This is a genomic window from Achromobacter sp. D7-1 (genome assembly GCF_059760445.1).
Genome location: NZ_JCBAMT010000061.1, coordinates 1 through 23,099 on the forward strand (window position 1 = coordinate 1; position 23,099 = coordinate 23,099).

The 23,099-nt window shown below is 66.1% G+C and carries 22 protein-coding genes; 11 read left to right on the forward strand and 11 right to left on the reverse strand.

Going from position 1 to position 23,099, the window contains the following annotated elements:
• Nucleotides 1–46: 46 nt before the first annotated feature.
• From AC6LKD_RS22690 to AC6LKD_RS22705, 4 genes are all read right to left on the reverse strand, one after another.
• Nucleotides 47–625, reverse strand: coding sequence for a DJ-1/PfpI family protein (locus tag AC6LKD_RS22690; RefSeq protein ID WP_207465449.1), 579 nt, complete (start codon nt 623–625; stop codon nt 47–49).
• Nucleotides 626–760: 135 nt separating this feature from the next.
• Nucleotides 761–1,249, reverse strand: a complete 489-nt coding sequence (gene ybaK, locus AC6LKD_RS22695) for a Cys-tRNA(Pro) deacylase (RefSeq protein ID WP_013395631.1) — start codon at nt 1,247–1,249, stop codon at nt 761–763.
• 39 nt (nt 1,250–1,288) lie between these two features.
• The gene (xerD, locus tag AC6LKD_RS22700; RefSeq protein WP_013395632.1) at nt 1,289–2,272 is read right to left on the reverse strand and encodes a site-specific tyrosine recombinase XerD; all 984 of its coding nucleotides are present in this window, start codon (nt 2,270–2,272) and stop codon (nt 1,289–1,291) included.
• 16 nt (nt 2,273–2,288) lie between these two features.
• On the reverse strand, nt 2,289–3,194 hold the full coding sequence (locus tag AC6LKD_RS22705) for a LysR substrate-binding domain-containing protein (RefSeq protein WP_498117531.1): 906 nt from the start codon (nt 3,192–3,194) through the stop codon (nt 2,289–2,291).
• Nucleotides 3,195–3,378: 184 nt separating this feature from the next.
• Between AC6LKD_RS22705 and AC6LKD_RS22710 the strand changes: the two genes are divergently transcribed.
• Nucleotides 3,379–5,061, forward strand: a complete 1,683-nt coding sequence (locus AC6LKD_RS22710) for a thiamine pyrophosphate-binding protein (RefSeq protein WP_498117533.1) — start codon at nt 3,379–3,381, stop codon at nt 5,059–5,061.
• Between the two features lie 113 nt (nt 5,062–5,174).
• A complete protein-coding gene (locus AC6LKD_RS22715; RefSeq protein ID WP_013395635.1) occupies nt 5,175–6,368 on the forward strand; it encodes an acyl-CoA dehydrogenase in 1,194 nt (397 codons plus the stop codon).
• A 142-nt stretch (nt 6,369–6,510) separates the two neighbouring features.
• On the opposite strand, the gene AC6LKD_RS22720 is transcribed toward AC6LKD_RS22715, so the two are convergent.
• Together AC6LKD_RS22720 and AC6LKD_RS22725 are read right to left on the reverse strand one after the other, a co-directional pair.
• Nucleotides 6,511–7,566, reverse strand: a complete 1,056-nt coding sequence (locus AC6LKD_RS22720) for a nucleotidyl transferase AbiEii/AbiGii toxin family protein (RefSeq protein ID WP_498117534.1) — start codon at nt 7,564–7,566, stop codon at nt 6,511–6,513.
• A complete protein-coding gene (locus AC6LKD_RS22725; RefSeq protein WP_498117535.1) occupies nt 7,535–7,954 on the reverse strand; it encodes a DUF6088 family protein in 420 nt (139 codons plus the stop codon). Before AC6LKD_RS22725 ends, AC6LKD_RS22720 begins: the two co-directional genes overlap by 32 nt.
• 309 nt (nt 7,955–8,263) lie before the next feature.
• Here AC6LKD_RS22725 and AC6LKD_RS22730 point away from each other — a divergent pair, with 309 nt between their 5' ends.
• Nucleotides 8,264–9,250: a TRAP transporter substrate-binding protein gene (locus AC6LKD_RS22730; protein ID WP_498117536.1), complete on the forward strand. Its 987-nt coding sequence runs from the start codon at nt 8,264–8,266 to the stop codon at nt 9,248–9,250.
• A gap of 86 nt (nt 9,251–9,336) precedes the next feature.
• On the opposite strand, the gene AC6LKD_RS22735 is transcribed toward AC6LKD_RS22730, so the two are convergent.
• The 5 genes from AC6LKD_RS22735 to AC6LKD_RS22755 form a co-directional block, all read right to left on the reverse strand.
• Nucleotides 9,337–9,780, reverse strand: a complete 444-nt coding sequence (locus tag AC6LKD_RS22735) for a MaoC family dehydratase (protein ID WP_207465459.1) — start codon at nt 9,778–9,780, stop codon at nt 9,337–9,339.
• 70 nt (nt 9,781–9,850) lie between these two features.
• Nucleotides 9,851–11,089: a benzoyl-CoA 2,3-epoxidase subunit BoxA gene (boxA, locus tag AC6LKD_RS22740; protein ID WP_498117537.1), complete on the reverse strand. Its 1,239-nt coding sequence runs from the start codon at nt 11,087–11,089 to the stop codon at nt 9,851–9,853.
• 54 nt (nt 11,090–11,143) lie between these two features.
• Nucleotides 11,144–12,571, reverse strand: coding sequence for a benzoyl-CoA 2,3-epoxidase subunit BoxB (gene boxB, locus AC6LKD_RS22745; RefSeq protein ID WP_492276499.1), 1,428 nt, complete (start codon nt 12,569–12,571; stop codon nt 11,144–11,146).
• Between the two features lie 57 nt (nt 12,572–12,628).
• Entirely contained in the window at nt 12,629–14,287 is a 1,659-nt protein-coding gene (gene boxC / locus AC6LKD_RS22750) for a 2,3-epoxybenzoyl-CoA dihydrolase (RefSeq protein ID WP_013395642.1), read from the reverse strand.
• Nucleotides 14,288–14,430: 143 nt separating this feature from the next.
• Nucleotides 14,431–15,339, reverse strand: coding sequence for a helix-turn-helix transcriptional regulator (locus tag AC6LKD_RS22755; protein ID WP_006221123.1), 909 nt, complete (start codon nt 15,337–15,339; stop codon nt 14,431–14,433).
• 180 nt (nt 15,340–15,519) lie between these two features.
• On the opposite strand from AC6LKD_RS22755, the gene AC6LKD_RS22760 reads away from it, so the two are divergent.
• The 8 genes from AC6LKD_RS22760 (at nt 15,520) to AC6LKD_RS22795 (ending at nt 23,099) form a co-directional block, all read left to right on the forward strand.
• Nucleotides 15,520–15,990 (forward strand): DUF4863 family protein, encoded by a 471-nt coding sequence (locus AC6LKD_RS22760; protein ID WP_492276498.1) that lies wholly within the window; start codon nt 15,520–15,522, stop codon nt 15,988–15,990.
• A 66-nt stretch (nt 15,991–16,056) separates the two neighbouring features.
• Complete coding sequence (locus tag AC6LKD_RS22765; RefSeq protein ID WP_013395645.1) at nt 16,057–17,616, forward strand: benzoate-CoA ligase family protein; 1,560 nt, start codon at nt 16,057–16,059, stop codon at nt 17,614–17,616.
• Nucleotides 17,613–18,437, forward strand: a complete 825-nt coding sequence (locus AC6LKD_RS22770) for an alpha/beta fold hydrolase (protein WP_498117538.1) — start codon at nt 17,613–17,615, stop codon at nt 18,435–18,437. Before AC6LKD_RS22765 ends, AC6LKD_RS22770 begins: the two co-directional genes overlap by 4 nt.
• Nucleotides 18,438–18,473: 36 nt before the next feature.
• Complete coding sequence (locus AC6LKD_RS22775) at nt 18,474–19,634, forward strand: ABC transporter substrate-binding protein (RefSeq protein WP_013395647.1); 1,161 nt, start codon at nt 18,474–18,476, stop codon at nt 19,632–19,634.
• 31 nt (nt 19,635–19,665) lie between these two features.
• The gene (locus AC6LKD_RS22780; protein ID WP_013395648.1) at nt 19,666–20,547 is read left to right on the forward strand and encodes a branched-chain amino acid ABC transporter permease; all 882 of its coding nucleotides are present in this window, start codon (nt 19,666–19,668) and stop codon (nt 20,545–20,547) included.
• Nucleotides 20,548–20,549: 2 nt separating this feature from the next.
• Nucleotides 20,550–21,635 carry a branched-chain amino acid ABC transporter permease gene (locus tag AC6LKD_RS22785; protein WP_492276495.1) on the forward strand — a complete coding sequence of 362 codons (1,086 nt, stop codon included), beginning with the start codon at nt 20,550–20,552 and terminating at the stop codon, nt 21,633–21,635.
• Nucleotides 21,628–22,392, forward strand: coding sequence for an ABC transporter ATP-binding protein (locus AC6LKD_RS22790; RefSeq protein WP_013395650.1), 765 nt, complete (start codon nt 21,628–21,630; stop codon nt 22,390–22,392). Before AC6LKD_RS22785 ends, AC6LKD_RS22790 begins: the two co-directional genes overlap by 8 nt.
• Complete coding sequence (locus AC6LKD_RS22795) at nt 22,389–23,099, forward strand: ABC transporter ATP-binding protein (RefSeq protein WP_498117539.1); 711 nt, start codon at nt 22,389–22,391, stop codon at nt 23,097–23,099. The genes AC6LKD_RS22790 and AC6LKD_RS22795 overlap by 4 nt, the downstream gene beginning before the upstream one ends.

Here is a 23,099-nt window from a genome sequence, read left to right on the forward strand (position 1 = left end):
GGGGCGGCAAGGTTGCCGCCCCTGGCGCTTTTTTTGCTGCCGGAGGTCAGGGCGTGATCTTCGTGCCCAGCACCGCCAGGAATTGCGACATCCAGGCCGGATGCGCGGGCCAGGCCGGTGCCGTCACCAGGTTGCCGTCGGTGTAGGCCTGGTCGATGCCGATCTCGGCGTAGGTACCGCCCGCCAGGCGCACTTCCGGCGCGCACGCGGGATAGGCGGAGCAGGTGCGGCCCTTCAGGATTCCTGCCGCGGCCAGCAGTTGCGCGCCGTGGCAGACCGCCGCGATGGGCTTGCCGGCCTGGTCGAAGGCACGCACGATGTCCAGCACCTTTTCGTTCAGGCGCAGGTATTCCGGCGCGCGGCCGCCCGGAATCACCAGACCGTCGTAGGAGGCGGGCTCGACGCGGTCGAAGTCGTAGTTCAGCGCAAAATTGTGGCCGCGCTTTTCGGTGTAGGTCTGCGCGCCCTCGAAATCATGGATGGCGGTGGCAATGGTGTCGCCCGCCTTCTTGTCCGGGCATACCGCATGCACGGTGTGCCCCACCGTCAGCAGGGTCTGGTACGGCACCATGGTTTCATAGTCCTCGGCGTAGTCGCCGACCAGCATCAACAGTCGCTTGCTCATGTGTGTCTCCTAGGGATGGCGTAAAGCCGGTTCAGCGCCCGTGGCCGGGCTCCGGTTCTTGATCTACGCCCCTATTGTGGCGCGGCCGCCGACCCAGGAGGTGGTATGGGAATACCACGCCCACGCAAACGCGCCCTACTCCAGCGCCACGGACACGCCCTTGGCTCCCAGCAGCGCAACCAGCACCTTGGGGTCGATGCCTATCAGGTACCCGCGCCGCCCGCCGTTGATGTAGACCACGGGGTAATCCAGCACCTCGGCCTCAACCCAAACCGGCATCTTCTTGCGCGTGCCGAAGGGCGAGGTGCCGCCCACCTGGTAGCCCGAATGGCGCTGCGCCACCTCGGGCTTGCAGGGCTCGACCCGCTTGAGACCGGCCTGCCGCGCCAGATTCTTGGTGGAAACCTCGCGGTCGCCGTGCATGACGACGATCAGGGGCTTGGCGGACTCGTCCTCCATCACCAGGGTCTTGACCACCGCATGCGGATCCAGGCCCAGCTGGCGCGCGGCTTCGCCCGCGCCGCCATGATCCACGTAGTCGTAGGTGTGTTCCGTGTAGGCGACCTTGTTCTGCTTGAGGAACTGGGTAGCGGGCGTTTCCGAAACGTGGCGGGCTTTGCTCATGAGAATGCGTGAAGGAAGAAGTAGGTAAACCGCGTCAGGCTAGCCGCGCGGATGGTGCGCCGCGTGCAGCGCCTTCAGGCGTTCGCGCGCGACGTGCGTGTAGATCTGCGTGGTGGAGATGTCGGCGTGCCCCAGCAGCATCTGCACCACGCGCAGGTCGGCGCCGTGGTTCAGCAGGTGCGTGGCGAAGGCGTGCCGTAGCACGTGCGGCGACAGCGGCGCGCGCACGTCGGCCAGCAGGGCGTACTTCTTCACCAACTGCCAGAACGCCTGGCGCGACATCGCTTCGGCCCGGCCGGTGATGAAGAGCGCATCGCTCACGCGTCCGGCCGCCAGCTCCGGGCGTCCGGACTTCAGATAGAGGTCGATCCAATGCGCGGCCTCGGCGCCCAGCGGCACCAGCCGGTCCTTGCCGCCCTTGCCCAGCACCACCCGCACCACGCCTTCGTTCAGGCTCACGTCGAGCGCGCGCACGCCCACCAGCTCGGACACGCGCAACCCCGTGGCGTACAGCGTTTCCAGCATGGCGCGGTCGCGCAGGCCGCGGGCCTGCCCCAGGTCGGGCGCGCGCAGCAAGGCGTCCACCTGCTGCTCGGACAAGGTCTTGGGCATGCGCGGCGGCTGCTTGGCAGCGATCAGCGTCAGGCAGGGGTCGCGTTCGGCGCGGTGTTCGCGCAAAGCCCAGGCATAGAAGCGGCGCAGCGCGGCCAGCCTGCGGTTGGCCGTGGTGGCGCGGGTTTCCTCGTGGCGGAAGGCGAACCAGGCTTCGATGTCAGCCTTGCCGGCATCGCGCAGGGGCTTGGCGGGGCCCGCAGGCAGCGCGTGGGCCTGCGCGGCATCGCCATGGCGGTCGGCCATTTCGCGGGCATAGGCCTCGGGGTCTTCGAGCCAGCGGGCGAAGCCCGTCAGGTCGCGCCGGTAGGCGGCGAGAGTGTTGGCCGACAGGCCATCCTCGAGCCAGACGGCGTCGATGAAAGCGTCGATATCGGCCTGGGATTCAAGCGGCGGGCGGGATGCGGACATGCCTGGATTCTACGGCTCAGCGTCCGCCCACGCCGGCGGCGGCTGTCTTCAGCCAGCTCTCGAAGAGTTGGAGCGCGTCGGAGCGCTCGCTGCGTTGCGGATAACCGAAGTAATAGCCCTGGCTGACCGCCAGCGATTGCGGCACCGGCATCGCAAGCGTGCCCTGGTCCAGCGCGGGCTGAGCCAGGAAGCGCGGCATCAGGCCGACTCCCAGGCCGGCCTGCACCGCCGCCATCACCATGGTGAAGAGCTCGTAGCGCGGCCCGCCAGCGGCGTGGGGACCATAGAGATGGCTGTTGGCCGCATACCACTGGCGCCAGGCGTCAGGGCGCGACGCCAGATGCAGATGAGTCATGCCGGACAGGGCGCTGGCGCCCGGCTCCGCCGCCCGCGCCGCCAGTTCCGGCGCGCACACCGGCACCAGTTCGCGTTCGGGGAACAGCAGTACGCCCTGGGTGCCCGGCCACAATCCGTCCCCGTGGTACAGCGCGCCGTCGAAGGGCTGATCCTTGAACTGGAACGGCAGCGTGCGCACGGACAGGCTGACCGTGATGTCGCCATGTTCGCGCTGGAAGTCGGCCAGGCGCGGTATCAGCCAAGTCGTCGCCAGGGTGGGTACCACGGCGATATGGATGCTACGGCCCATGCCGGTGCGGCTGACCAGGCCGAAGGTGTCTTTTTCAATCTGGTCCAGGTGGTGCCGGATGCGGCCGGCGTACTCCGCCCCGTGATCAGTCAGCACGATGCGCCGCCGCACCCGCGTGAACAGCTGCACGCCCAGGCGCGACTCCAGGCTGGCCACCTGCCGGTAGACCGCGCTGTGTGTCAGGGACAGTTCCTCGGCGGCGCGGGAAAAGCTGCCCAGGCGGGCCGAAGCTTCGAACGCCTGCAAGGCGCTCAGATTGGGAATGCCGTTTCTCATGTCGCGGGAACCGCCTGGTGCCGGTGGACGCCGCCGCGCCGGGCCGCGCGCATCTTGTCGCGGCGCAGCATGGCCGGTCGTGCCGGTGGGTCAATAGATTGTGCAATTTTATCAATTGCATTGTGCGATCAAGGAACATTATGCTCGGATGTCCTAACCTCGGCTCATCATGACTACCACCCCCATGTCCCAGCAAGAATCCCGCCTTGGCGGTCACATCCTGGTCGACCAGCTGGTTGCACAGGGCGTCAAACATGTTTTCTGTGTTCCCGGCGAAAGCTATCTGGCGGTGCTGGACGGCCTGCACGATGCGGACATCAAGGTCACGGTGTGCCGCCAGGAAGGCGGCGCGGCCATGATGGCCGATGCCCACGGCAAGCTGACCGGCGAACCCGGCATCTGCATGGTGACCCGCGGCCCCGGCGCGTCCAACGCGCTGGCCGGCGTGCACATCGCCAAGCAGGACTCCACCCCCCTGATCCTCTTCGTCGGCCAGATCGAGCGCGGCATGCGCGAACGCGAGGCCTTCCAGGAAATGGACTACCGCGCCGTGTTCGGCACGCAGGCCAAGTGGGTCACCGAAATCGACCAGGTCGAACGCATTCCCGAACTGGTGTCGCGCGCCTTCCATATCGCCACCTCGGGCCGTCCCGGCCCGGTCGTGATCGCACTGCCCGAAGACATGCTGGTCGAAGCCGCCAAGGTGGCCGACGCGCCGCGCTACGAAGTCATCGACTCCGCGCCCACGGCCGGCCAACTGGCCGACCTGGAAAAGCTGCTGGCCGAAGCCAGGAATCCGGTCGCCATCCTGGGCGGCACGCGCTGGGACGCCCGCGCGGTGCAACAGTTCGCCGACTTCGCGCAGCGCCACGCCCTGCCCACCGCGGTGTCCTTCCGCCGCCAGATGCTGTTCCCGGCCGACCACCCCTGCTTCATCGGCGACGTGGGCCTGGGCATCAACCCGGCGCTGCTCAAGCGTGTCTCCGACGCGGACCTGATCCTGCTGGTGGGCGGCCGCATGTCGGAAAACCCCAGCCAGGCCTACACCCTGCTGGACATCCCCGTGCCCAAGCAGAAGCTGGTGCACGTGCATCCCGATACCGCCGAGCTGGGACGCGTCTACCGCGCCACCCTGGCCATCAATACCTCGCCCGCCGCCTTCGCGCAGGCGCTGGCCGGCCTGAAGGCCCCGGCCCAGCCCGCCTGGGCCGCCGGCACGCAAGCCATGCGCGAGTCGTACCTGAAATGGAGCGATCCCGGCGCCATCACCACACCCGGCGCGTTGCAGATGGGCCAGGTCATGGCCTACCTGGAAAAGACGCTGCCGGCCGACGCCATCATGACCAACGGCGCAGGCAACTACGCCACCTGGCTGCACCGGTTCCACCGATTCACGCGCTACGGCACGCAGCTGGCGCCCACCTCGGGCTCCATGGGCTACGGCCTGCCTGCGGCCGTCGGCGCCAAGCGGGTGTCGCCCGACAAGACCGTGGTCTGCTTCGCGGGCGACGGCTGCTTCCTGATGCACGGCCAGGAGTTCGCGACGGCGGTGCAGTACGACCTGCCCATCGTCGTGGTGCTGGTGGACAACGGCATGTACGGCACGATCCGCATGCACCAGGAAAAGCACTACCCCGGCCGCATTTCCGCGACCGCGCTGAAGAATCCGGACTTCGCCGACTACGCGCGCGCCTTCGGCGGGCACGGCGAACGCGTCGAGACCACCGAGCAGTTCGGCCCGGCCTTCGAACGCGCCCTGGCCAGCGGCAAGCCGGCCATCCTGCACTGCTTCATCGATCCGGAAACCATCACCCCGGGTACGACCCTGGAAAAGATCCGCGACGCGGCGCTCAAGGCGCAGCACTGAAGGCGGGACGGAACGGCGGCGCCGCGCGCCGGCCGTTCCAATCGCTGCTTGCCGCCCGAATTATTTTAGGTTTAAACTTTCTAGCATTCCGAAATCCATAGCGGAGACCCAGCATGTCCTCGAATCCTTCCTTTCACTGGCAAGACCCCCTGTTGCTGGACCAGCAACTGACCGACGAAGAACGCATGGTGCGCGACGCCGCCCTGGCCTATTCGCAGGACAAGCTCGCCCCGCGCGTGCTGAACGCATTCCGCAATGAACAGACCGACCCGGCCATCTTCTCCGAAATGGGCGAACTGGGCCTGCTGGGCGCCACCATCCCCGTCGAATACGGCGGCGCCGGCCTGAACTACGTCAGCTACGGCCTGATCGCCCGCGAAGTCGAACGCATCGACTCCGGCTACCGCTCCATGATGAGCGTGCAGTCGTCGCTGGTGATGGTGCCCATCAATGAATTCGGCAGCGAAGCGCAAAAGCAGAAGTACCTGCCCAAGCTGGCCCGCGGCGAATGGATCGGCTGCTTCGGCCTGACCGAACCCAACCACGGCTCCGACCCCGGCGGCATGGAAACCCGCGCCGTCAAGACGGCCGACGGCTACAAGGTTTCCGGCAACAAGATGTGGATCACCAACTCCCCCATCGCCGATGTCTTCGTGGTGTGGGCCAAGTGCGTCGGCGGCGACTTCGACGGCAAGATCCGCGGCTTCATCCTGGAAAAGGGCATGAAGGGCCTGTCGGCTCCGGCCATCCACGGCAAGGTCGGCCTGCGCGCCTCGATCACCGGCGAAATCGTCATGGACGAAGTGGAGATTTCCGCTGACCAGATGATGCCCGGCGTGTCCGGCCTGAAGGGTCCGTTCACCTGCCTGAACTCCGCTCGCTACGGCATCGCCTGGGGCGCCATCGGCGCCGCCGAAGCCTGCTGGCACACCGCCCGCCAGTACACGCTGGACCGCAAGCAATTCGGCCGCCCGCTGGCCGCCAACCAGCTGATCCAGAAGAAGCTGGCCGACATGCAGACCGACATCACGCTGGCCCTGCAAGGCTGCCTGCGCCTGGGCCGCATGAAGGACGAAGGCACCGCCGCCGTCGAAATCACCTCCATCATGAAGCGCAACTCTTGCGGCAAGGCGCTGGACATCGCCCGCCTGGCGCGCGACATGCTCGGCGGCAACGGCATCTCCGATGAATTCGGCGTGGCCCGCCACTTGGTGAACCTGGAAGTGGTCAACACCTACGAAGGCACCCACGACGTGCACGCCCTGATCCTGGGCCGCGCGCAGACCGGCATCCAGGCGTTCTATTGATAGTCTGATTGGTTCTGACGACACCGCCCTTCGGGGCGGTTTTTTTTTGCCCCGGCTCCGGCGCCGGGATTCGTCCCCACCCGCTGGACAACGAGCGCCACGCGACGCGTCCTGGACACCGGGACTTTTTGGAAGGTAGCAGTCAGGCGGCATGACCCAGCAACTGCTCCGCAGCACACGCGAAGGCCGCATAGCATGTCTCGAATTCCGGCTTCTGCGCAGCGTACAGCAACGGCTTCAGACGCTGCTCGAAATTCGTCTTCAGTCCTTCATTGGCGGCAGCAGCAAATAATGTCCGCCGCAGCACCGAGTATGCGTCTTGATCAAACTCGGGATGCTGACCTCGGAATTCGTCCATCTCCTTTCGGACCAATTCCGCAAAGATCTGGCAGGCCGCGGTCAAGGCATCGGGCCTATTTTCTGCAATACGCCAGACGTCGTAGATATGGCGGACCAAGGCGGCATCGTACTCACCACGTTGATGCCCATCCCAACTCCAGGCGCAGCGACGCAACAGTGATAGCACTTTCTCTGCGAGCGTCTCCGCGACCGTGATGCACGCCATCGAAAAGCGCAGAGGCGCTACGCGCGGAACAAAGCCGTCAAACATGTAGCCCATTTCGCGAATTTCAGCCGTTAACACGGGAGGACGATGTACCAGTTCAAGCTTGAGTTCGGGCCTCAGCGCACCAGATACGTCCTGGAAATACGCCGCATACGAAATCAATAGGCAATAGTAGCGACGGCTGTCGCGCGCAACGGGGTTCTCCTCGTCATCACGCGCCACAAGTTTGAAGCCGATCTCCGCGAGACAACGCTCCACCTGCCGATGCAATTTGCCCAGCCGAGCCCGGTCTGTGTGCCCGTCTTGCAGCACGTACCCTTCCGGTACATCTTCCAGCGCAACCTTGATGTCTATGTCCTCGGACATCCGCTGAACCAGACCGTGCGCTTTGGAAAGGCATGTCCCGCCAGCGAAGACCAACCGTGTAGTCACGGTGATGGACTCGGGCCTGGAATCCCTTTTTTTACGGTCTTTCTGATGCGCAATATGCGTAACCTTGATCTGGGCCAGCACTCGCAGCGCGTCAGTGATGTGCAGGTCTTTTTCAGCGACGGCAGGCGACAAGGCGCCTAGCAGCCCCGCTGTGGCGGCGTCTTCAATATCAGACTTCAGTTCGTCTGAGATTCTTTTCATACGTCAGCGTGCTGCTCCCTACTGTCACTTTCCGCGTGATGCGTCGGCGCCCGGTACTGACAGTCGCCCCCATGGGAATCTGCGTCGATTTGCCACTGTTGTATTCGGCCACGAGCGCACTCGGTTCCACAGATATCTTGAGCTTGCGAAAAAGCTCCTCGGCAATCATTTCCAGCGTTCCGGCGGGCGTTGCCTTGCCCGTGAACTTGTTGATGCGTGTCTTGGCAAAGGCCCCCTTGCTCACGCGAACAAGCCTGCCCTCGTCTACGAAGCGGGCCAAAACGCGTCCGATCTGAGAATCGCTCGCCATCTCAGCAAAGTCGGAGCGCAAGACGACGACGCTAGCGCGCTGCTTGATCGAGCGACTCATGCGATCTTCGAGTTTCATACTCTACCCTCAATATGGAGATATATTTCACCAGGTGACCTGAATTCACAGCTAGCAATTCTTCCAGTAATTACAATATATTGCATTACAAAAACCACGCATCAATGCATGGTTTTTGCTTCATTGAAAACTCCGCGACCGCCCCGTCAGCGCTGTCACCCAGAAACAAACCCGCACATTGCCGAAAGCCCGTATAGGCGAGCGCTTGCGCAAGCCGTACGCTTTGCGGCATCGGCCAGGCACGCGCGCCCCGGCGCTCCCGCGCCCCCCGTGTCCGGACCAGGTTTCCCACCCGACCAGGAGCCGCGCATGCAAGGCTGTTCTACCCTACGCCTGATGACGGGCGTCGCCATGGCGTTCGTCGCCCATGGCGCCTACGCCGCCACCACCCTCACGATGACCACCGAGTACCCGGCCACCTCCATGCCCGGGCAAGGCGTCTCCACCTTTGCCGAGTTGGTCCGCGCCAAGACGGCGGGCAAGGTGGTCATCGACGCCAGCTATGACGCATCCAAGGGGATCAAGTCGGCCGATATGATCGATGCGGTGCAGGCGCGCAAGGTGGATGCGGGCGATGCTTTCGCCGGCGCGCTGGCCACCAAATACCCCTTGTTCGGCGTGTCGTCCCTGCCCTTTCTGGCGGACTCTCTGTCCAAGGCCCGCAATCTGAACAAGGCCGCCAGGCCCGCGTATGAAAAACTGCTGGCGGCGCACGGGCAGAAGTTGCTCTACACCACGCCTTGGCCGGCGTCGGGCATCTGGTCCAAGCAGAAGCTGGACAGCGTGGCGGCGTTGAAAAAACTGAGCATCCGCACCTACGACGCCACCTCGCAGGACGTCATGCAGAAGGCCGGCGCCCAGGCGCGCAATGTCTCCTTTGCGGATGCGATGCCGCTGATCGCCTCGGGCGAAGTGAACGCGGTGCTGTCGTCGGGCGACGGCGGCGCAGGCCGCAAGCTGTGGGAACACCTGCCCAACTTCGCCGAGATCAACTACGCCATGCCGATCTCGGTGGCGACGATGAACCTGCAGGCTTATCAGGCGCTGGACGCGCGCACGCGCCGCGCCATCGACCAGGCCGCGGCGCAGACCGAAACCGATCAATGGAAGCGCATCGACGGGCGACTGCAGCAGAACTACGCCAACATGCGCAAGAATGGCGTGGCGATCAATACGTCCGTGCCCTTGCCCGTGCGCAAGGCGCTGAAGGATGCGGCTGCGGACTCGGTAACTGCATGGAAGGCCGCAGCCGGTCCGGACGCGGCCGCCATTCTCAAGCAGGCAGCCAAGCGCTAGCGCGGCGGGTTCGAGGACGCGACCGCGGGCATGAGTCCGGCCCCGGACCTCGGACCCTGAAGCCCCGAGGTCTCACGGCGCAACGCTCAGTTCTCGCCGGAAAGGTCGAACAGGCTGGTCGCGTCCAGTTCCAGCACGCCTTCGTCGTGCTGGTTCAGGACCGTCCAGGCCCAGGTGATGATGCCCAGGTCCGGGCGCGACGACGAGGTCCGCACGCCCTGCACGCGCGCTTCCAGGCGCAGCGTGTCGCCGGGACGCACCGGCGTGCGCCAGCGCACCTCGCCCAGGCCGGGCGAGCCGAAGGATTCGGAATCGTGCAGCGCCGCGTCCACCGCCATGCGCATGGCCAGCGCGCAGGTGTGCCAGCCGCTGGCGATCAGTCCGCCCCAGCGGCCTTCCGAGGCGCGCTTGGGATCGGTGTGGAACCACTGGGGATCGAACTTGCGTGCAAACTCCAGGATCTCGGGCTCCGTCACGGTGACCGGACCGCCCTTGATGATCATGCCGTCCTTGAACTCGGCGAACTTCATTTTGTGGTTTCCCCCCCGCAAATGAAATCGGCGCGCCATGGCGCGCCGATTGCCACGCATGTTTGTGGATTCAGTACGTTTCGAAATGCAGGCGCCCTTCGCGGCGCAACGCATCATGCAGGATAGACCAATCCTGGCCCGCTTGCATCGTCACTTCGCGCAGGGCGTCCAGCACGCCCAGTTCCATGCCCTTCAGCCCGCACACGTAGATGCAGGTGTTGCGGTCCGCCAGCAGTTCGCGCACCGCGCCTGCGCGGTCGCGGATCAGGTCCTGCACGTAGCGCTTGGGCTGTCCGGCCTCGCGCGACAGCGCCAGATTGATATCGATGAAGTCGCGCGGCAACTTCATCAGCGGCCCGAAGTACGGCAGTTCGCGCTCGGTACGCGCGCCGAAAAACAGCAATAGCCTGCCGTTTTCGCCGGTCTCGATGCGGCGGCGGTAGCGCTCCGTCATGGCTCGCATGGGCGCCGAACCCGTGCCGGTGCAGATCATGATCAGATTGGCGCGGGGATGGTTGGGCATCAGGAAGGTATTCCCGAACGGCCCGATCACCTGCACCTTGTCGTTCTTGGCCAGGTCGCACAGGTAGTTCGAGCACACGCCGTGGGCGGCCGCGCCCGCATGGTCCTCGGTGACGCGCTTCACCGTCAGCGAAAGATTGTTGTAGCCCGCCCGCTCGCCGTCGCGCGGGCTGGCCAGCGAATACTGGCGTGCGTGATGCGTCCGCCCCTGCGCGTCCACGCCCGGCGGCAGGATGCCGATGGACTGCCCTTCAAGCACCGGAAACGGCAGTTCGCCGAAGTCGAGCACGATATGGTGGATGTCGCTTTCCGTGTCGGCGCCGGTCACCCGGTAGTTGCCGACCACGGTAGCCGTCATCGGCGCCTTGTGCGTGTACAGGTTGACGTAGGGATGGGCCGCGGACCAGGGCGGAACGGTGGCGCCGGGCGCGACGGACGGCGGCGACGCAATGGCTGCCTCGGCCGCATCCGGCTCGTCGCTTGCGGGGGCTGCGGCCATGGCTTCAGGCAGCGCCTTCTCGCCCGGCAGTTCTTCCCAGCCCAGTTGTTCCTGCAGGCCATAGGCTTCGGTGCGCACCATCAGCCGCCAATTGTCGATGGCCCCCGTGGGGCAAGGCGGCACGCAGGCCATGCAGCCGTTGCAGATCTCGGGATCCACCACGTAGTTGTTCGAATCGTGGGTGATCGCCTTGATCGGACAGGTTTCTTCGCAGGTATTGCAGCGGATGCAGATCTCGGGATCGATCAGATGCTGCTTCAGGACTTCTGCTGGTAAGGGAGCGTTCATCTCGGTCTTCCCCATGCTCCGGTAGGCGGCCGCGGGCGCGGCCGCCGCCCCGCTTTAGTTGAAACGGACGTAGTCGAAATTCACCGGCTGGCGGTTGATGCCCATGACGGGCGGCGCGATCCAGTTGGCGAACTTGCCCGGCTCGGTGACGCGGCCCATCAGCGATGCGACGAAGGCGCGGTCCTCGGGCGTGGGCAGCCACTTGTGGCTGTTGGCCTGCCATTGCGCTTCGGAAAGGATCTCGCCTTCGGGCGACATGCGTATGCCGGCCAGCGTGCCGATCTGGCGGTTGAAGGCCTTGTGCGGCACCTGCAGCCGGAACGGCACGCCGCTCTTTTCGATGACCTTGTTCCAGCGGCCGATGCCGGCGACCGAATCGCGGATGAAGTCGTCGCGCAGCACTTCATTCAAGGCGTTCAGCATCGGCACCTCGGTCTCGCGCAGCTGGCCGTTTTCCACGGTCAGCACGCGGTAGGTGTCGTTCTTCAACTGGTGGTCGTCGGTGCGCTTGCTCTCTTCGTAGCGGCCCTTCAGGCCCGAGCCGTAGAAGATGGCGGCATTGGACGACTGGTCCGCGCCAAACAGGTCGATGGTGACGCTGTAATGGAAGTTCAGATAGCGCTGGATGGTGGGCAGGTCGATCACGCCGGCCGCGCGCACGCTAGCCGGATCGTCGGTCTTGAGCTGGTTCATGACCTCGCAGGTGCGCTGGATGACGCGCGAGATGCCGGACTCGCCCACGAACATATGGTGCGCTTCCTCGGTCAGCATGAACTTGGTGGTGCGCGCCAGCGGATCGAAGCTGGACTCCGCCAACGCGCACAGCTGGAATTTGCCGTCGCGGTCGGTGAAGTAGGTGAACATATAGAAGGCCAGCCAGTCGGGCGTTTTCTCATTGAATGCGCCCAGGATGCGCGGGTTGTCGGAATCCCCCGAGCTGCGCTGCAACAGCGCATCGGCCTCTTCGCGGCCGTCGCGGCCGAAGTAGCGGTGCAGCAGGTAGACCATGGCCCACAGGTGGCGGCCTTCCTCGACGTTGATCTGGAACAGGTTGCGCAGGTCGTACTGCGATGGCGCAGTCAGGCCCAGGTGGCGCTGCTGCTCGATCGAAGCCGGCTCGGTGTCGCCCTGCGTGACGATGATGCGGCGCAGGTTGGCGCGGTGCTCGCCAGGTACGTCCTGCCAGACGTCGCGGCCCATGTTTTCGCCGAAATGGATCTTGCGCTGGCCGTCCTGCGGCGCCAGGAAAATGCCCCAGCGGTAATCCGGCATCTTGACGTGGTTGAAGTGCGCCCAGCCGTCCGGCTGCACGCTGACCGCCGTGCGCAGGTAGACGTCGAAGCCATGGGAGCCGTCGGGTCCCATGTCCTGCCACCACTGCAGGTAGTTGGGCTGCCAATGCTCCAGCGCGCGCTGCAAGGTGCGGTCGCCGGACAGATTGACGTTGTTGGGGATCTTATCGCTGTAGTTGATTCCAGACATGTCTCGCTCCTGTTCCTTGGGATGGCCGCGGTCACGCGGCGCGGTGTCGCGGGGCCGTCAGACCCGGTTCCAGTCGAATGCGGCTTGTTCACCCTTGCCGTACAGCTTGAGCGCGCCCTTGTCGCCAGCGGCGTTGGGGCGGTTGAAGATCCAGTTCTGCCAGGCGGTGAGCCGGCCGAAAATGCGGGTCTCCATCGTTTCCTGGCCGCCGAAGCGCAGATTGGCTTCCAGGCCCGTCAGGGCGTCGGGCGAGAGCGCGCGGCGCTCTTCCAGCATCATTCGCACCTCGTCGTCCCAATCGATGTTGTCGGGCGCGTAGGTGACCAGGCCCAGCTCCAGCGCTTGCGTGGCCGACAGCCGCTGGTCCGCGCGCGCGCGCACCGCTTCCAAGGGGCCTTCCTCTTCGTAAAAGCGGCGCTGCAGCCGGCTCTGCCCATTGACCATGGGATAGGCGCCGAAATTGCGCGCGCCCACCACGATCTGTGCGGGCGCGGATTCGTCCTCGTTGTCCAGCATGTAGCTGCGGTCGGCGGCCAGCGCCAGTTCGAGCAAGGTGCCGGCAAAGCAGGAGCCCGGCTCGATCAGCGCGAACAGGCTGCGCGAGGTGACGTCCAGGCGCGCCAGCGTGCGGCGCAGCATGCCGGCCGTTTCGCGCACGAACCAGTGGTCGGCATGCTGTTGCAGGGCGGCATCGGCAGCCAGCACCAACGCGGCGTCGCCCTCGGTCTTGAGGGTCCAGGTGCCGATGTCCAGCTCATTGGTGCGCATGGTCAGGATGGCGTCGTCCAGTTCGCGCGCCATTTGCAAGGGCCACCAGGCGGCGCCGGCAGCGACGATGTCCCGCAGTTCAGTTTCCACCGCGCCTTCGGGCGCGCGGACCGTCCAGGTGGCCTGGCGCTTCTCGCGGTCCAACTGGATATCCACATAGCGGTAGGAAAGGCCGTCGGCGCTTTCGGTACGTTGCACCGGCGTCAGCGCGATGCCTTGCTCACTGGCCGGGCGGTCGCTGCCCTGCGCCAGCGCCTGCGCGCGTTCGCGCACGGCCTCCTCGAAGCGGGCCGGCTTGACCACCTCGTCCACCAGGCGCCAGTCCTTGGCGCGCTGGCCGCGCACGCCTTCGACCAGGGTGCAGAAGATGTCGGCGTGGTCGTGGCGCACGCGGCGCTTGTCGGTCACGCGGGTCAGGCCGCCGGTGCCCGGCAGCACGCCCAGCAGCGGCACCTCGGGCAGCGCGACGGCGGACGAGCGGTCGTCAATCAGCATGATCTCGTCGCAGGCCAGCGCCAGCTCATAACCGCCCCCGGCGCAAGCGCCATTAAGCGCCGCAATGAATTTCAGCCCGCTGTGGCGGCTGGAATCTTCGATGCCGTTGCGGGTTTCGTTGGTGAACTTGCAGAAGTTCACCTTCCAGGCGTGCGAGGACAAACCCAGCATGAAGATATTGGCGCCGGAACAGAAAATGCGGTCCTTCATGCTGGTCACGACCACGGTGCGTACTTCCGGATGTTCGAAACGGATGCGCTGCAAGGCGTCGTGCAGTTCGATGTCCACGCCCAGGTCGTAGGAATTCAGTTTGAGCTTGTAGCCCGGACGCAGGCCGCCGTCCTCGGCGACATCCATGGCCAGCGTGGCAACCGGGCCGTCGAAGCTCAGGCGCCAGTGGCGGTACTGCTCGGGATCGGTCCGGAAATCAACCCGATTGAGGGTGCTGCTCATAGTGTGTCTCCTCGTACGCCTGCCAAAACAGGAAAAATACTGCACTACATGAATTATTGTGCAGATTAGAGGACAAAAAAAGCCCCGTCAAGCGGGGCATGCACAAAAATGCATATTGCCGGCCAGGCCGGCATCGAGCCAGCCTATAGCGGCAGGCCGCAGGCTTTGCGCACCTGGGTACGTAGGCCGGCAAAGCTCTCCTGCACCTCCAGGTTGCTGGTGACCCAGGTCAAGTCGGCCTTGGCGTAGAAGGCCTCGCGCCCGGCCAGGATGCGCTTCAGGTCGGCCATGGCCTCGTTGTTGCCCGACATGGGGCGGAAGTCGCCCTGCGCCATGACCCGGCCCATGTGCTCCTCGGGCGTGGCGCGCAGCCAAACCGTATAGCAATGCGCCAGCAGCAGGTTCAGCGTGGCGGGCTCGGACACCAGCCCGCCTGGCGTGGCCAGTACCATTTCCGGGTAGATCTGCACGGCTTCTTCCAGCGCCCGCCGTTCGTAGCGGCGATAGGCGTTGGGGCCGTACAGATTGTGGATCTCCAGGATGCTGCATCCCGCCACGCGCTCGATCTCGCGGTTCAGCTCCACGAAGGGATAGCCGAGATCGTCGGCCAGCATCTGGCCCAAGGTGGACTTGCCCGCGCCGCGCAGGCCGATCAGCGCCACGCGCTGGGTGCGATTGGGGCGCTGCGCGCCCGCTCCCACCCCGAACAGCTGGGTCAGGGCCTCGCGCGCGCGCTGCAGGTCGGATTCCGTGCGGCCGCTGAGCAGTTCGCGTATCAGCAGCCAATCGGGCGATTCGGTGGTGACGTCGCCCACCAGTTCGGCCAGCGCGCAGTTGAAGGCCCGGGCGATCTGGAGCAGCACCAGGATGGAGGCGTTGCCCACCCCGTGCTCCAGGTTGGCGAGGTGGCGTTCCGATACGCCGGTCACCTGCGACAGGCTCTTGCGGGTCATGCCGCGTATAGCCCGCAGGCGGCGCACCCGCTCGCCCAATGCCACCAGGAACGCTTCCCGCCTGGGTTCGGATGGCGCCGCGTCTAGCGCTTGATTCATGTTTACGTGACTCCGCAAAAACCCTGATTACCACGTTTTATGCACTATAGTGCTTGACCCTAATCAATGGAAGCACTATTTTTCCTTCATCGAGTCCAAAGCGGCTCGGCTCATGCGCAAAAAAACAGCAGTCGATTTCATCTCGATTCTGAAGCGCCGACAGTGTAAAGGAGGAGCCCGGTGAGTACGCCTGACCAATTCCATGCCCTGATGCGCGAGGTCGCGCGCCTGACGCAAGGCCAGCCGCTGGACGCCGCGCTGCAGGAAAGCCTGAACCGCGAGGCCGGTCCGCAAAGCGCCCTGTTCCAGGAGATATACGCCACCTGTAGGCAGGGCGTGGCCGAGGGCTGGATGTGCAACCGCGAAGGCGGCGGCATCCGCTACGGCCGCGTCATCAAGCCGGCGCCGGACCTGGCGGACTGCTCGGTGGACGTGGTCGACATGAACGACCTGGCCGGCCCCCACCACGCCCATCCCAATGGCGAGATCGACATGATCATGCCGCTGACCGACGGCGCCCGTTTCGACGGTCAAGGCGCTGGCTGGCTGGTTTACAGCCCCGGCAGCGCGCACAGTCCGACCGTAAGCGGCGGCCGCGCCCTGGTGCTGTACCTACTGCCGGGCGGCGCCATCGAATTCACGCGGTCCTAGCGCCGCCTTGCCGCCAGAAAAACACACATAGCGCGGCCCCCACCCACAGGACATCAGGAGACAACCGTGAACGCCTGTCCCGCCGAACTCAACTTCGCCAGCCACCTGGCGGCGCTCAACGCGCCGCGCGCGGCCAAGCCGGCCTACATCGACGATACGCGCCAGATCAGCTACGGCGAACTGGCGGAGCGGGTGGCGCGCATGGCCGGCGCGTTGCGCCAGCTGGGCCTGCGGCGCGAGGAGCGCATCCTGCTGCTGATGCAGGACAGCGTCGACTGGCCGGTGGTATTCCTGGGCGCGCTGCATGCGGGCGTGGTGCCGGTGGCCGTGAACACCCTGCTCACCGCCGACGACTACGCCTACATCATCGGCCACAGCCGCGTGAGCGCCGTGTTCGCGTCGGGCACCTTGCTGCCCGTGGTGCAGGCGGCGCTGGCGCAGGCTTCGGCCGACGTCGAACATCTGGTGGTCTCGCAGCCGGCCGGCCCTCTGCCCGAGGCCGCGCGCGAATTCGAATCGCTGCTGGCGGCGGCGCCGCTTGCGCCCGCGGCGCGCACCCTGTCCGACGAGATCGCCTTCTGGCTGTATTCCTCCGGCTCCACCGGCAAGCCCAAGGGCGTGGTCCACACCCACGGCAACCTGTGGCATACCGCCGAACTCTATGCCAAGCCCGTGCTCGGCATCCGCGAGGACGACGTGGTGTTCTCGGCCGCCAAGCTGTTCTTCGCCTATGGCCTGGGCAACGGGCTGACCTTTCCCCTATCGGTCGGCGCGACCGTCATCCTGATGGGCGAACGCCCCACGCCGCAGGCGGTGTTCCAGCGCCTGACCCGGCACCGGCCCACGGTGTTCTACGGCGTGCCCACGCTGTACGCCAGCATGCTGGCCTCGCCCGACCTGCCCCCGCGCGAACAGGTGGCCATGCGCATCTGCACGTCGGCCGGCGAAGCCCTGCCGCGCGACATCGGCGAACGCTACACGCGCCACTTCGGCTGCGAGATCCTGGATGGCATCGGCTCCACCGAGATGCTGCACATCTTCATCTCCAACCAGACCGGGCAGCTGCGCTACGGCACCACGGGCAAGCCGGTGCCCGGCTATGAAGTGCAGCTGCGCGACGACAGCGGCGCCCTGGTGCCGCCCGGCGCCATCGGCGACCTCTACATCAAAGGCCCGAGCGCGGCCCTGATGTACTGGAACAACCGCGACAAGACCCGCCAATGCTTCCTGGGCGACTGGCTCAAGAGCGGCGACAAGTACACCTGCGACGCGGACGGCTACTACACCTATGCCGGACGCAGCGACGACATGATCAAGGTCAGCGGCCAGTACGTGTCGCCGGTCGAGGTCGAGAACATCCTGGTGCAGCACGAAGCCGTGCTGGAAGCCGCGGTGATCGGCGTGCCGGACCATGACGGCCTGGTCAAGACCAAGGCCTATGTGGTGCTGCGTCCCGGCTTCGAGCCCGACGCCCAGACCGGCGCCGCCTTGCAGAACTACGTGAAGCAGCACCTGGCGCCGTTCAAGTATCCGCGCCAGATCAATTTCACCGAGGAACTGCCCAAGACCGCCACCGGGAAGATACAGCGCTTCCGCCTGCGCCAGCTGGAAGAGGCCACGCTATGAGCGCGTGCGACGTGGCCGAGACCGTCTTTGCCGAGTTCCATGCCGGCGGGCGCGACCTGCGCCTGGAATGCCAGTGGCTCGAGTCCGATCGCGCCGGCGCGCCGCTGCTGGTGTTCCTGCACGAAGGGCTGGGCTCGGTGTCCATGTGGAAGGACTGGCCCCGGCGCGTCTGCGAGGCGGCCGGCTGCCGCGGGCTGGTGTATTCGCGCTACGGCTACGGGCAATCGACGCCACGGCCACCCGAAGAAAAACGGCCGGTGGATTTCATGCACACCGAGGCGCGCGAGGTGCTGCCCGCCTTGCTGCGCGCCCTGGACGTGGACGCCGCGCGCGACAAGCCGGTACTGTTTGGCCACAGCGACGGCGGCTCCATCGCTCTGCTGTACGCCGCGATGCATCCGGACGCCGTCGCCGGCGTGGTGGCCGCGGCCCCGCACATCCTGGTCGAAGACGTCTCGGTCGCCAGCATCGCGCAGGCGCGCCAGGCCTATCTGGAAACCGACCTGCGCGCCCGGCTGGGCCGCTATCACGCGGACCCGGACTCGGCATTCTGGGGCTGGAACGACATCTGGCTGGACCCCGCGTTCCGCCGCTGGAACCTGGACGAATACCTGTCCCGCATCGCCTGTCCAGTGCTTGCCATCCAGGGCCTGGACGACGAATACGGCACCCTGGCGCAGATCCGCGGCATACGCCGGCTCGCGCCCCAGACCGAACTGCTGGAAATCCCCGACTGCGGCCATTCTGCGCACAAGGACCAGCCGGCCCGCGTTATCCAGGCCATCGCCGGCTTCGTCGGCGGCCTGGCACAACCCCGCTGACCTCGCGTCGGCCCATAACAAGCACGGAGACTAACCATGAACCACGCCCTGACCCGGGCTGCGCTCGCCGCGGCTCTGACGCTCGCCGCCACCGGCGCCCAGGCCGCCGACAAGATCAAGGTCGGCTTCATGCTGCCCTACAGCGGCACCTACGCCGCGCTGGGCAACGCCATCGAGAACGGCTTCAAGCTGTACGTCGCCGAGCAAGGCGGCAAGCTGGGCGGACGCGAGATCGAATACTTCAAGGTGGACGACGAGTCCAATCCCGCCAAGGCCGCCGAAAACGCCAATCGGCTGATCAAGCGCGACCAGGTCGACGTGCTGATCGGCACCGTGCACTCGGGCGTGGCGATGGCGCTGGCCAAGGCCGCCAAGGATGCCGACACCACCTTGATCGTGACCAACGCGGGCGCCAATGCCATCACCGGCCCGCTGTGCAGCCCGGGTATCTTCCGCACCTCGTTCACCAACTGGCAGCCCGCCTACGCCATGGGCCCGGTGGCCTTTGCCAAGGGCCACAAGACGGCCGTTACCATCACCTGGAAGTACGCGGCCGGCGATGAAGCCATCGGCGGCTTCAAGGAAGGCTTCGAGAAGGCCGGCGGCAAGGTCGTGAAGGAACTGAGCCTGCCGTTTCCCAACGTGGAGTTCCAGCCGCTGCTGACCGAGATCGCGGCGCTCAAACCGGACATGGTGTTCACGTTCTTCGCAGGCGGCGGGGCCGTGAAGTTCGTGCAGGACTACCATGCAGCCGGCCTGGGCAAGACCATCCCGCTGTACGGCTCCGGCTTCCTCACCGACGGCACACTCGAAGCCCAGGGCGCTTCCGCGCAAGGCCTGCTGACCACCCTGCACTATGCCGACGGCCTGAACACGCCGCGCGACAACGCCTTCCGCGCCGACTACAGCAAGGCCTACAAGGCGCAGCCCGATGTGTACGCGGTGCAGGGCTATGACGCGGCGCAGCTAATGCAGTCGGGCCTCGCCGCGGTCAAGGGCGACTTCGCCAAGAAGGAGGACTTCCGCAAGGCCATGCGCGGCGCCACGGTGGACAGCCCGCGCGGCCCCTTCACGCTGTCCAGCGCCGGCAACCCGGTGCAGGACATCTATCTGCGCCGCGTCGACGGGCTGGAGAACAAGGTCGTCGATGTCGCGGTGAAGAAGCTGGCCGATCCGGCCCGCGGCTGCAAGCTCTGACGCTGACCGCAATCCGCCACAGGGAGGCCCCATGGACATCAGCATCCTGCTCATCCAAAGCCTGAACGCATTCCAGTACGGCTTGCTGCTGTTCCTGGTGGCCAGCGGACTCACGCTGATCTTCGGCATCATGGGCATCATCAATCTGGCCCACGGCAGTTTCTACATGATAGGCGCGTACATGGCGTTCGCGCTGGGACCGGCCGTCGACCGCTGGCTGGGCGGCGGCTTCCTGGCCACGCTGGCGATCTGCGTGCTGGCCGCCGGCGCACTGGGCTATCTGCTGGAAGCCGCCTTCTTCAGCTACCTGTACAAGCGCAACCACCTGCAGCAGGTGCTGATGACCTACGGCCTGATCCTGGTCTTCGAAGAGCTGCGCAGCATCCTGGTGGGCAACGACGTGCACGGCGTGCCCCTGCCCGCCTGGCTGCAAGGCAGCATCGCGCTGGGCGATGTCATGACCTATCCGGTCTACCGGCTGTTCATCTCGGCCGTCGGCATCGCGGTGGCGCTGCTGCTGTACTGGGTCATCACGCGCACGCGGCTGGGCATGATGCTGCGGGCGGGCGCCAGCAACCGCGAAATGATCGGCTCGCTGGGCATAGACATCAACAAGCTCTACCGCCTGGTGTTCGCGGCCGGCGTGGCGCTGGCGGCCCTGGCGGGCAGCATCGCCGCGCCGGTGTCCTCGGTCTACCCCGGCATGGGCAACGGTGTACTCATCATCTGCTTCGTGGTGGTCGTGATCGGCGGCATAGGCTCGATCCGTGGCGCCTTCCTGGCCGCGATGCTGGTGGGGGTGGTGGAAACCTTCGGCCAGGTGCTGTTCCCGTCCGCGGCAGGCGTGCTGGTGTACCTGCTGATGGCGTTCATACTTCTTTGCAAGCCCGAAGGGCTGTTCAAGCAGGGCTGACCATGTTGAACCGACTATTGCCCATTGCGGCGCTGCTGGCCCTGGCCGCCTTTGCCTGGAACGGCAGCGACTACTACACCGGCCTGGCGATCAAGATCATGATCTACGCGATCTTCGCGCTCAGCCTGCAACTGCTGGTAGGTGGCGCCGGACTGGTCAGCCTGGGCCATGCCGCCTTCTTCGGCATCGGCGCCTACGTCGCGGCGCTGCTGTCGCCGGAATCCGAGGCCGCGGGCCTGTGGTGGCTGCTGCCCGCCGCGCTGCTCGCCGCTGCGGCCTATGCGCTCGTGACCGGCGCGCTGGCGCTGCGCACCCGCGGCGTGTATTTCATCATGGTCACGCTGGCATTCTCGCAGATGGCCTACTACGTGTTCCACGACACCAAGATCGGCGGCGGCAGCGACGGCATCTATCTGTACTTCCGGCCCGAGCTGTCCGTGGGCGGCTGGATGCCGTTCGACCTGAGCGATGCGCGAACCTTCTATTTCTTCGTGCTGGCCTGCCTGGCGCTGGCCTGGGGCTTTCTGGCGCTCCTGCGGCGTTCGCCCTTCGGCGCCGCGCTGGCCGGCATCCGCATCAACGAACAGCGCATGCGCGCAGCCGGCTACTCGACCTATCCGTACAAGCTGGCTGCCTACGTGGTGGGCGCCACGCTGGCCAGCCTGGCCGGCTTTCTATTCGCCCTGAAGGACGGCTTCGTCACGCCCGAGCTGCTGGCCTGGGAACAATCCGGCCTGGTGCTGCTGATGGTGATCCTGGGTGGCATGGGCAGCCTGGGCGGCGCGGTGCTGGGCACCGTGGCACTGGTGCTGCTGCAGGAACTGTTCCAGTCGCAGGAACTGTTCGGCGACTACGCGCGCCATTGGCACCTGCCCCTGGGCATCGCCATCATCGCACTGGTGGCCTTGCTGCCCAATGGCCTGGCCGGATTGCCGGCTCAGTTGCGCCAGCGGCGCGCGGCGCGCAACGCTGCGCCCAGCCCGGGCCACGACGCCGCCCGCAATGCCGCGCCCAAGCCGGACACGGCCCCTTCCGGCCGTCCGCCGGCCCCTGCCCGCCTGCCCATCCAGGGAGAGCCCCATGTCTGACGTCCTGCTTGCCGCCAGCGCGGTCACGCGCCGCTTCGGCGGCCTGACGGCGGTCAACGGCGTGTCGCTGCAATTGCGACGCGGCCAGGTCCATGCCGTCATCGGCACCAACGGCGCGGGCAAGTCCACGCTGATCAACATCCTGTCGGGCGAACTCGCGCCCAGCAGCGGCCAGGTGATGCTGGGCGGCCGCGACATCACCGCCTGGCGCCAGCCCGACCGCGCCCGCGCCGGCCTGGGCCGCAGCTACCAGCGGTCCACCATCTTTCCCGAACTGAGCGTGTTCGAAAATTGCAGGCTGGCCGCCCAGGCGCGCCGCCAGCGCTTCTGGCATTGGTGGCGCTCGGCCGCGGAATGCCGCCACAGCGCGGACCTTGCGCGCCACGCGCTGGAACGCACCGGACTGGCCGACGAGGCCGCGCGCGAGGCCGGGCTGCTGCCGCACGGCCGCAAGCGCCAGCTTGAAATCGCCATGTGCCTGGCGGGCGAGCCGCAGGTGCTGCTGCTGGACGAACCCCTGGCCGGCATGGGACCGGAGGAAACCGACCGCATCCTGGAACTGCTGGAAGCGCTCAAGCCCGGCCACGCCATCCTGCTGGTGGAACACGACATGGACGCGGTCTTCCGCGTCGCCGAAACCATCACCGTCATGGTCAACGGCGCCGCCATCGCCAGCGGCAAGCCGGACGAGATCCGCGCCAACCCCGACGTGCGCACCGCGTACCTCGGCGAAGAGACGCATGGAGCCCCGCTATGACCGCATTGATCGAAGCCGGCGGCCTGCACGTCTATTACGGCGCCAGCCACGTGCTGCGCGGCATAGACATGCATATCGCGCCGGGAGAATCCGTCGGCCTGGTGGGCCGCAACGGCATGGGCAAGACCACGCTGATCCGCAGCCTGATGGGCCACGTCAAAAGCGCCCAGGGCAGTGTGCGGGTGGACGGGCGCGACTGCACCCGCGCGCAGCCGCATGCCATCGCCCGCATGGGCGTGGCCTACGTGCCTGAAGGACGCGGCATCTTTCCCAACCTGAACGTGCGCGAGAACCTGCAGGTGGCGGCGCGCGCCGGCCGGGACGGCCGCCAGGAATGGACCTATGCACGCGTGCTGGAGGTGTTTCCACGCCTGCAGGAACGCCTGGGCCATGGCGGCCAGCAGTTGTCGGGCGGCGAACAGCAGATGCTGGCCATAGGCCGGGCGCTGATGACCAACCCCGAACTGCTGATCCTGGACGAGGCTACCGAGGGCCTGGCGCCGCTGATCGTGGCCGAAATCTGGAAGATCATCCGGCAGATCCGCGCCAGCGGCATGTCCACCCTGATCGTGGACCGCAACTACCGCGCGGTGCTGGAACACACCGACCGCTGCCTGGTGATGGAGAAAGGCCAGATCGTGCAGGATGGCGACAGCGCGTCGCTGGCCCGGCAGCCGGAGCAGCTGACGCGCTATCTCGGGGTATAG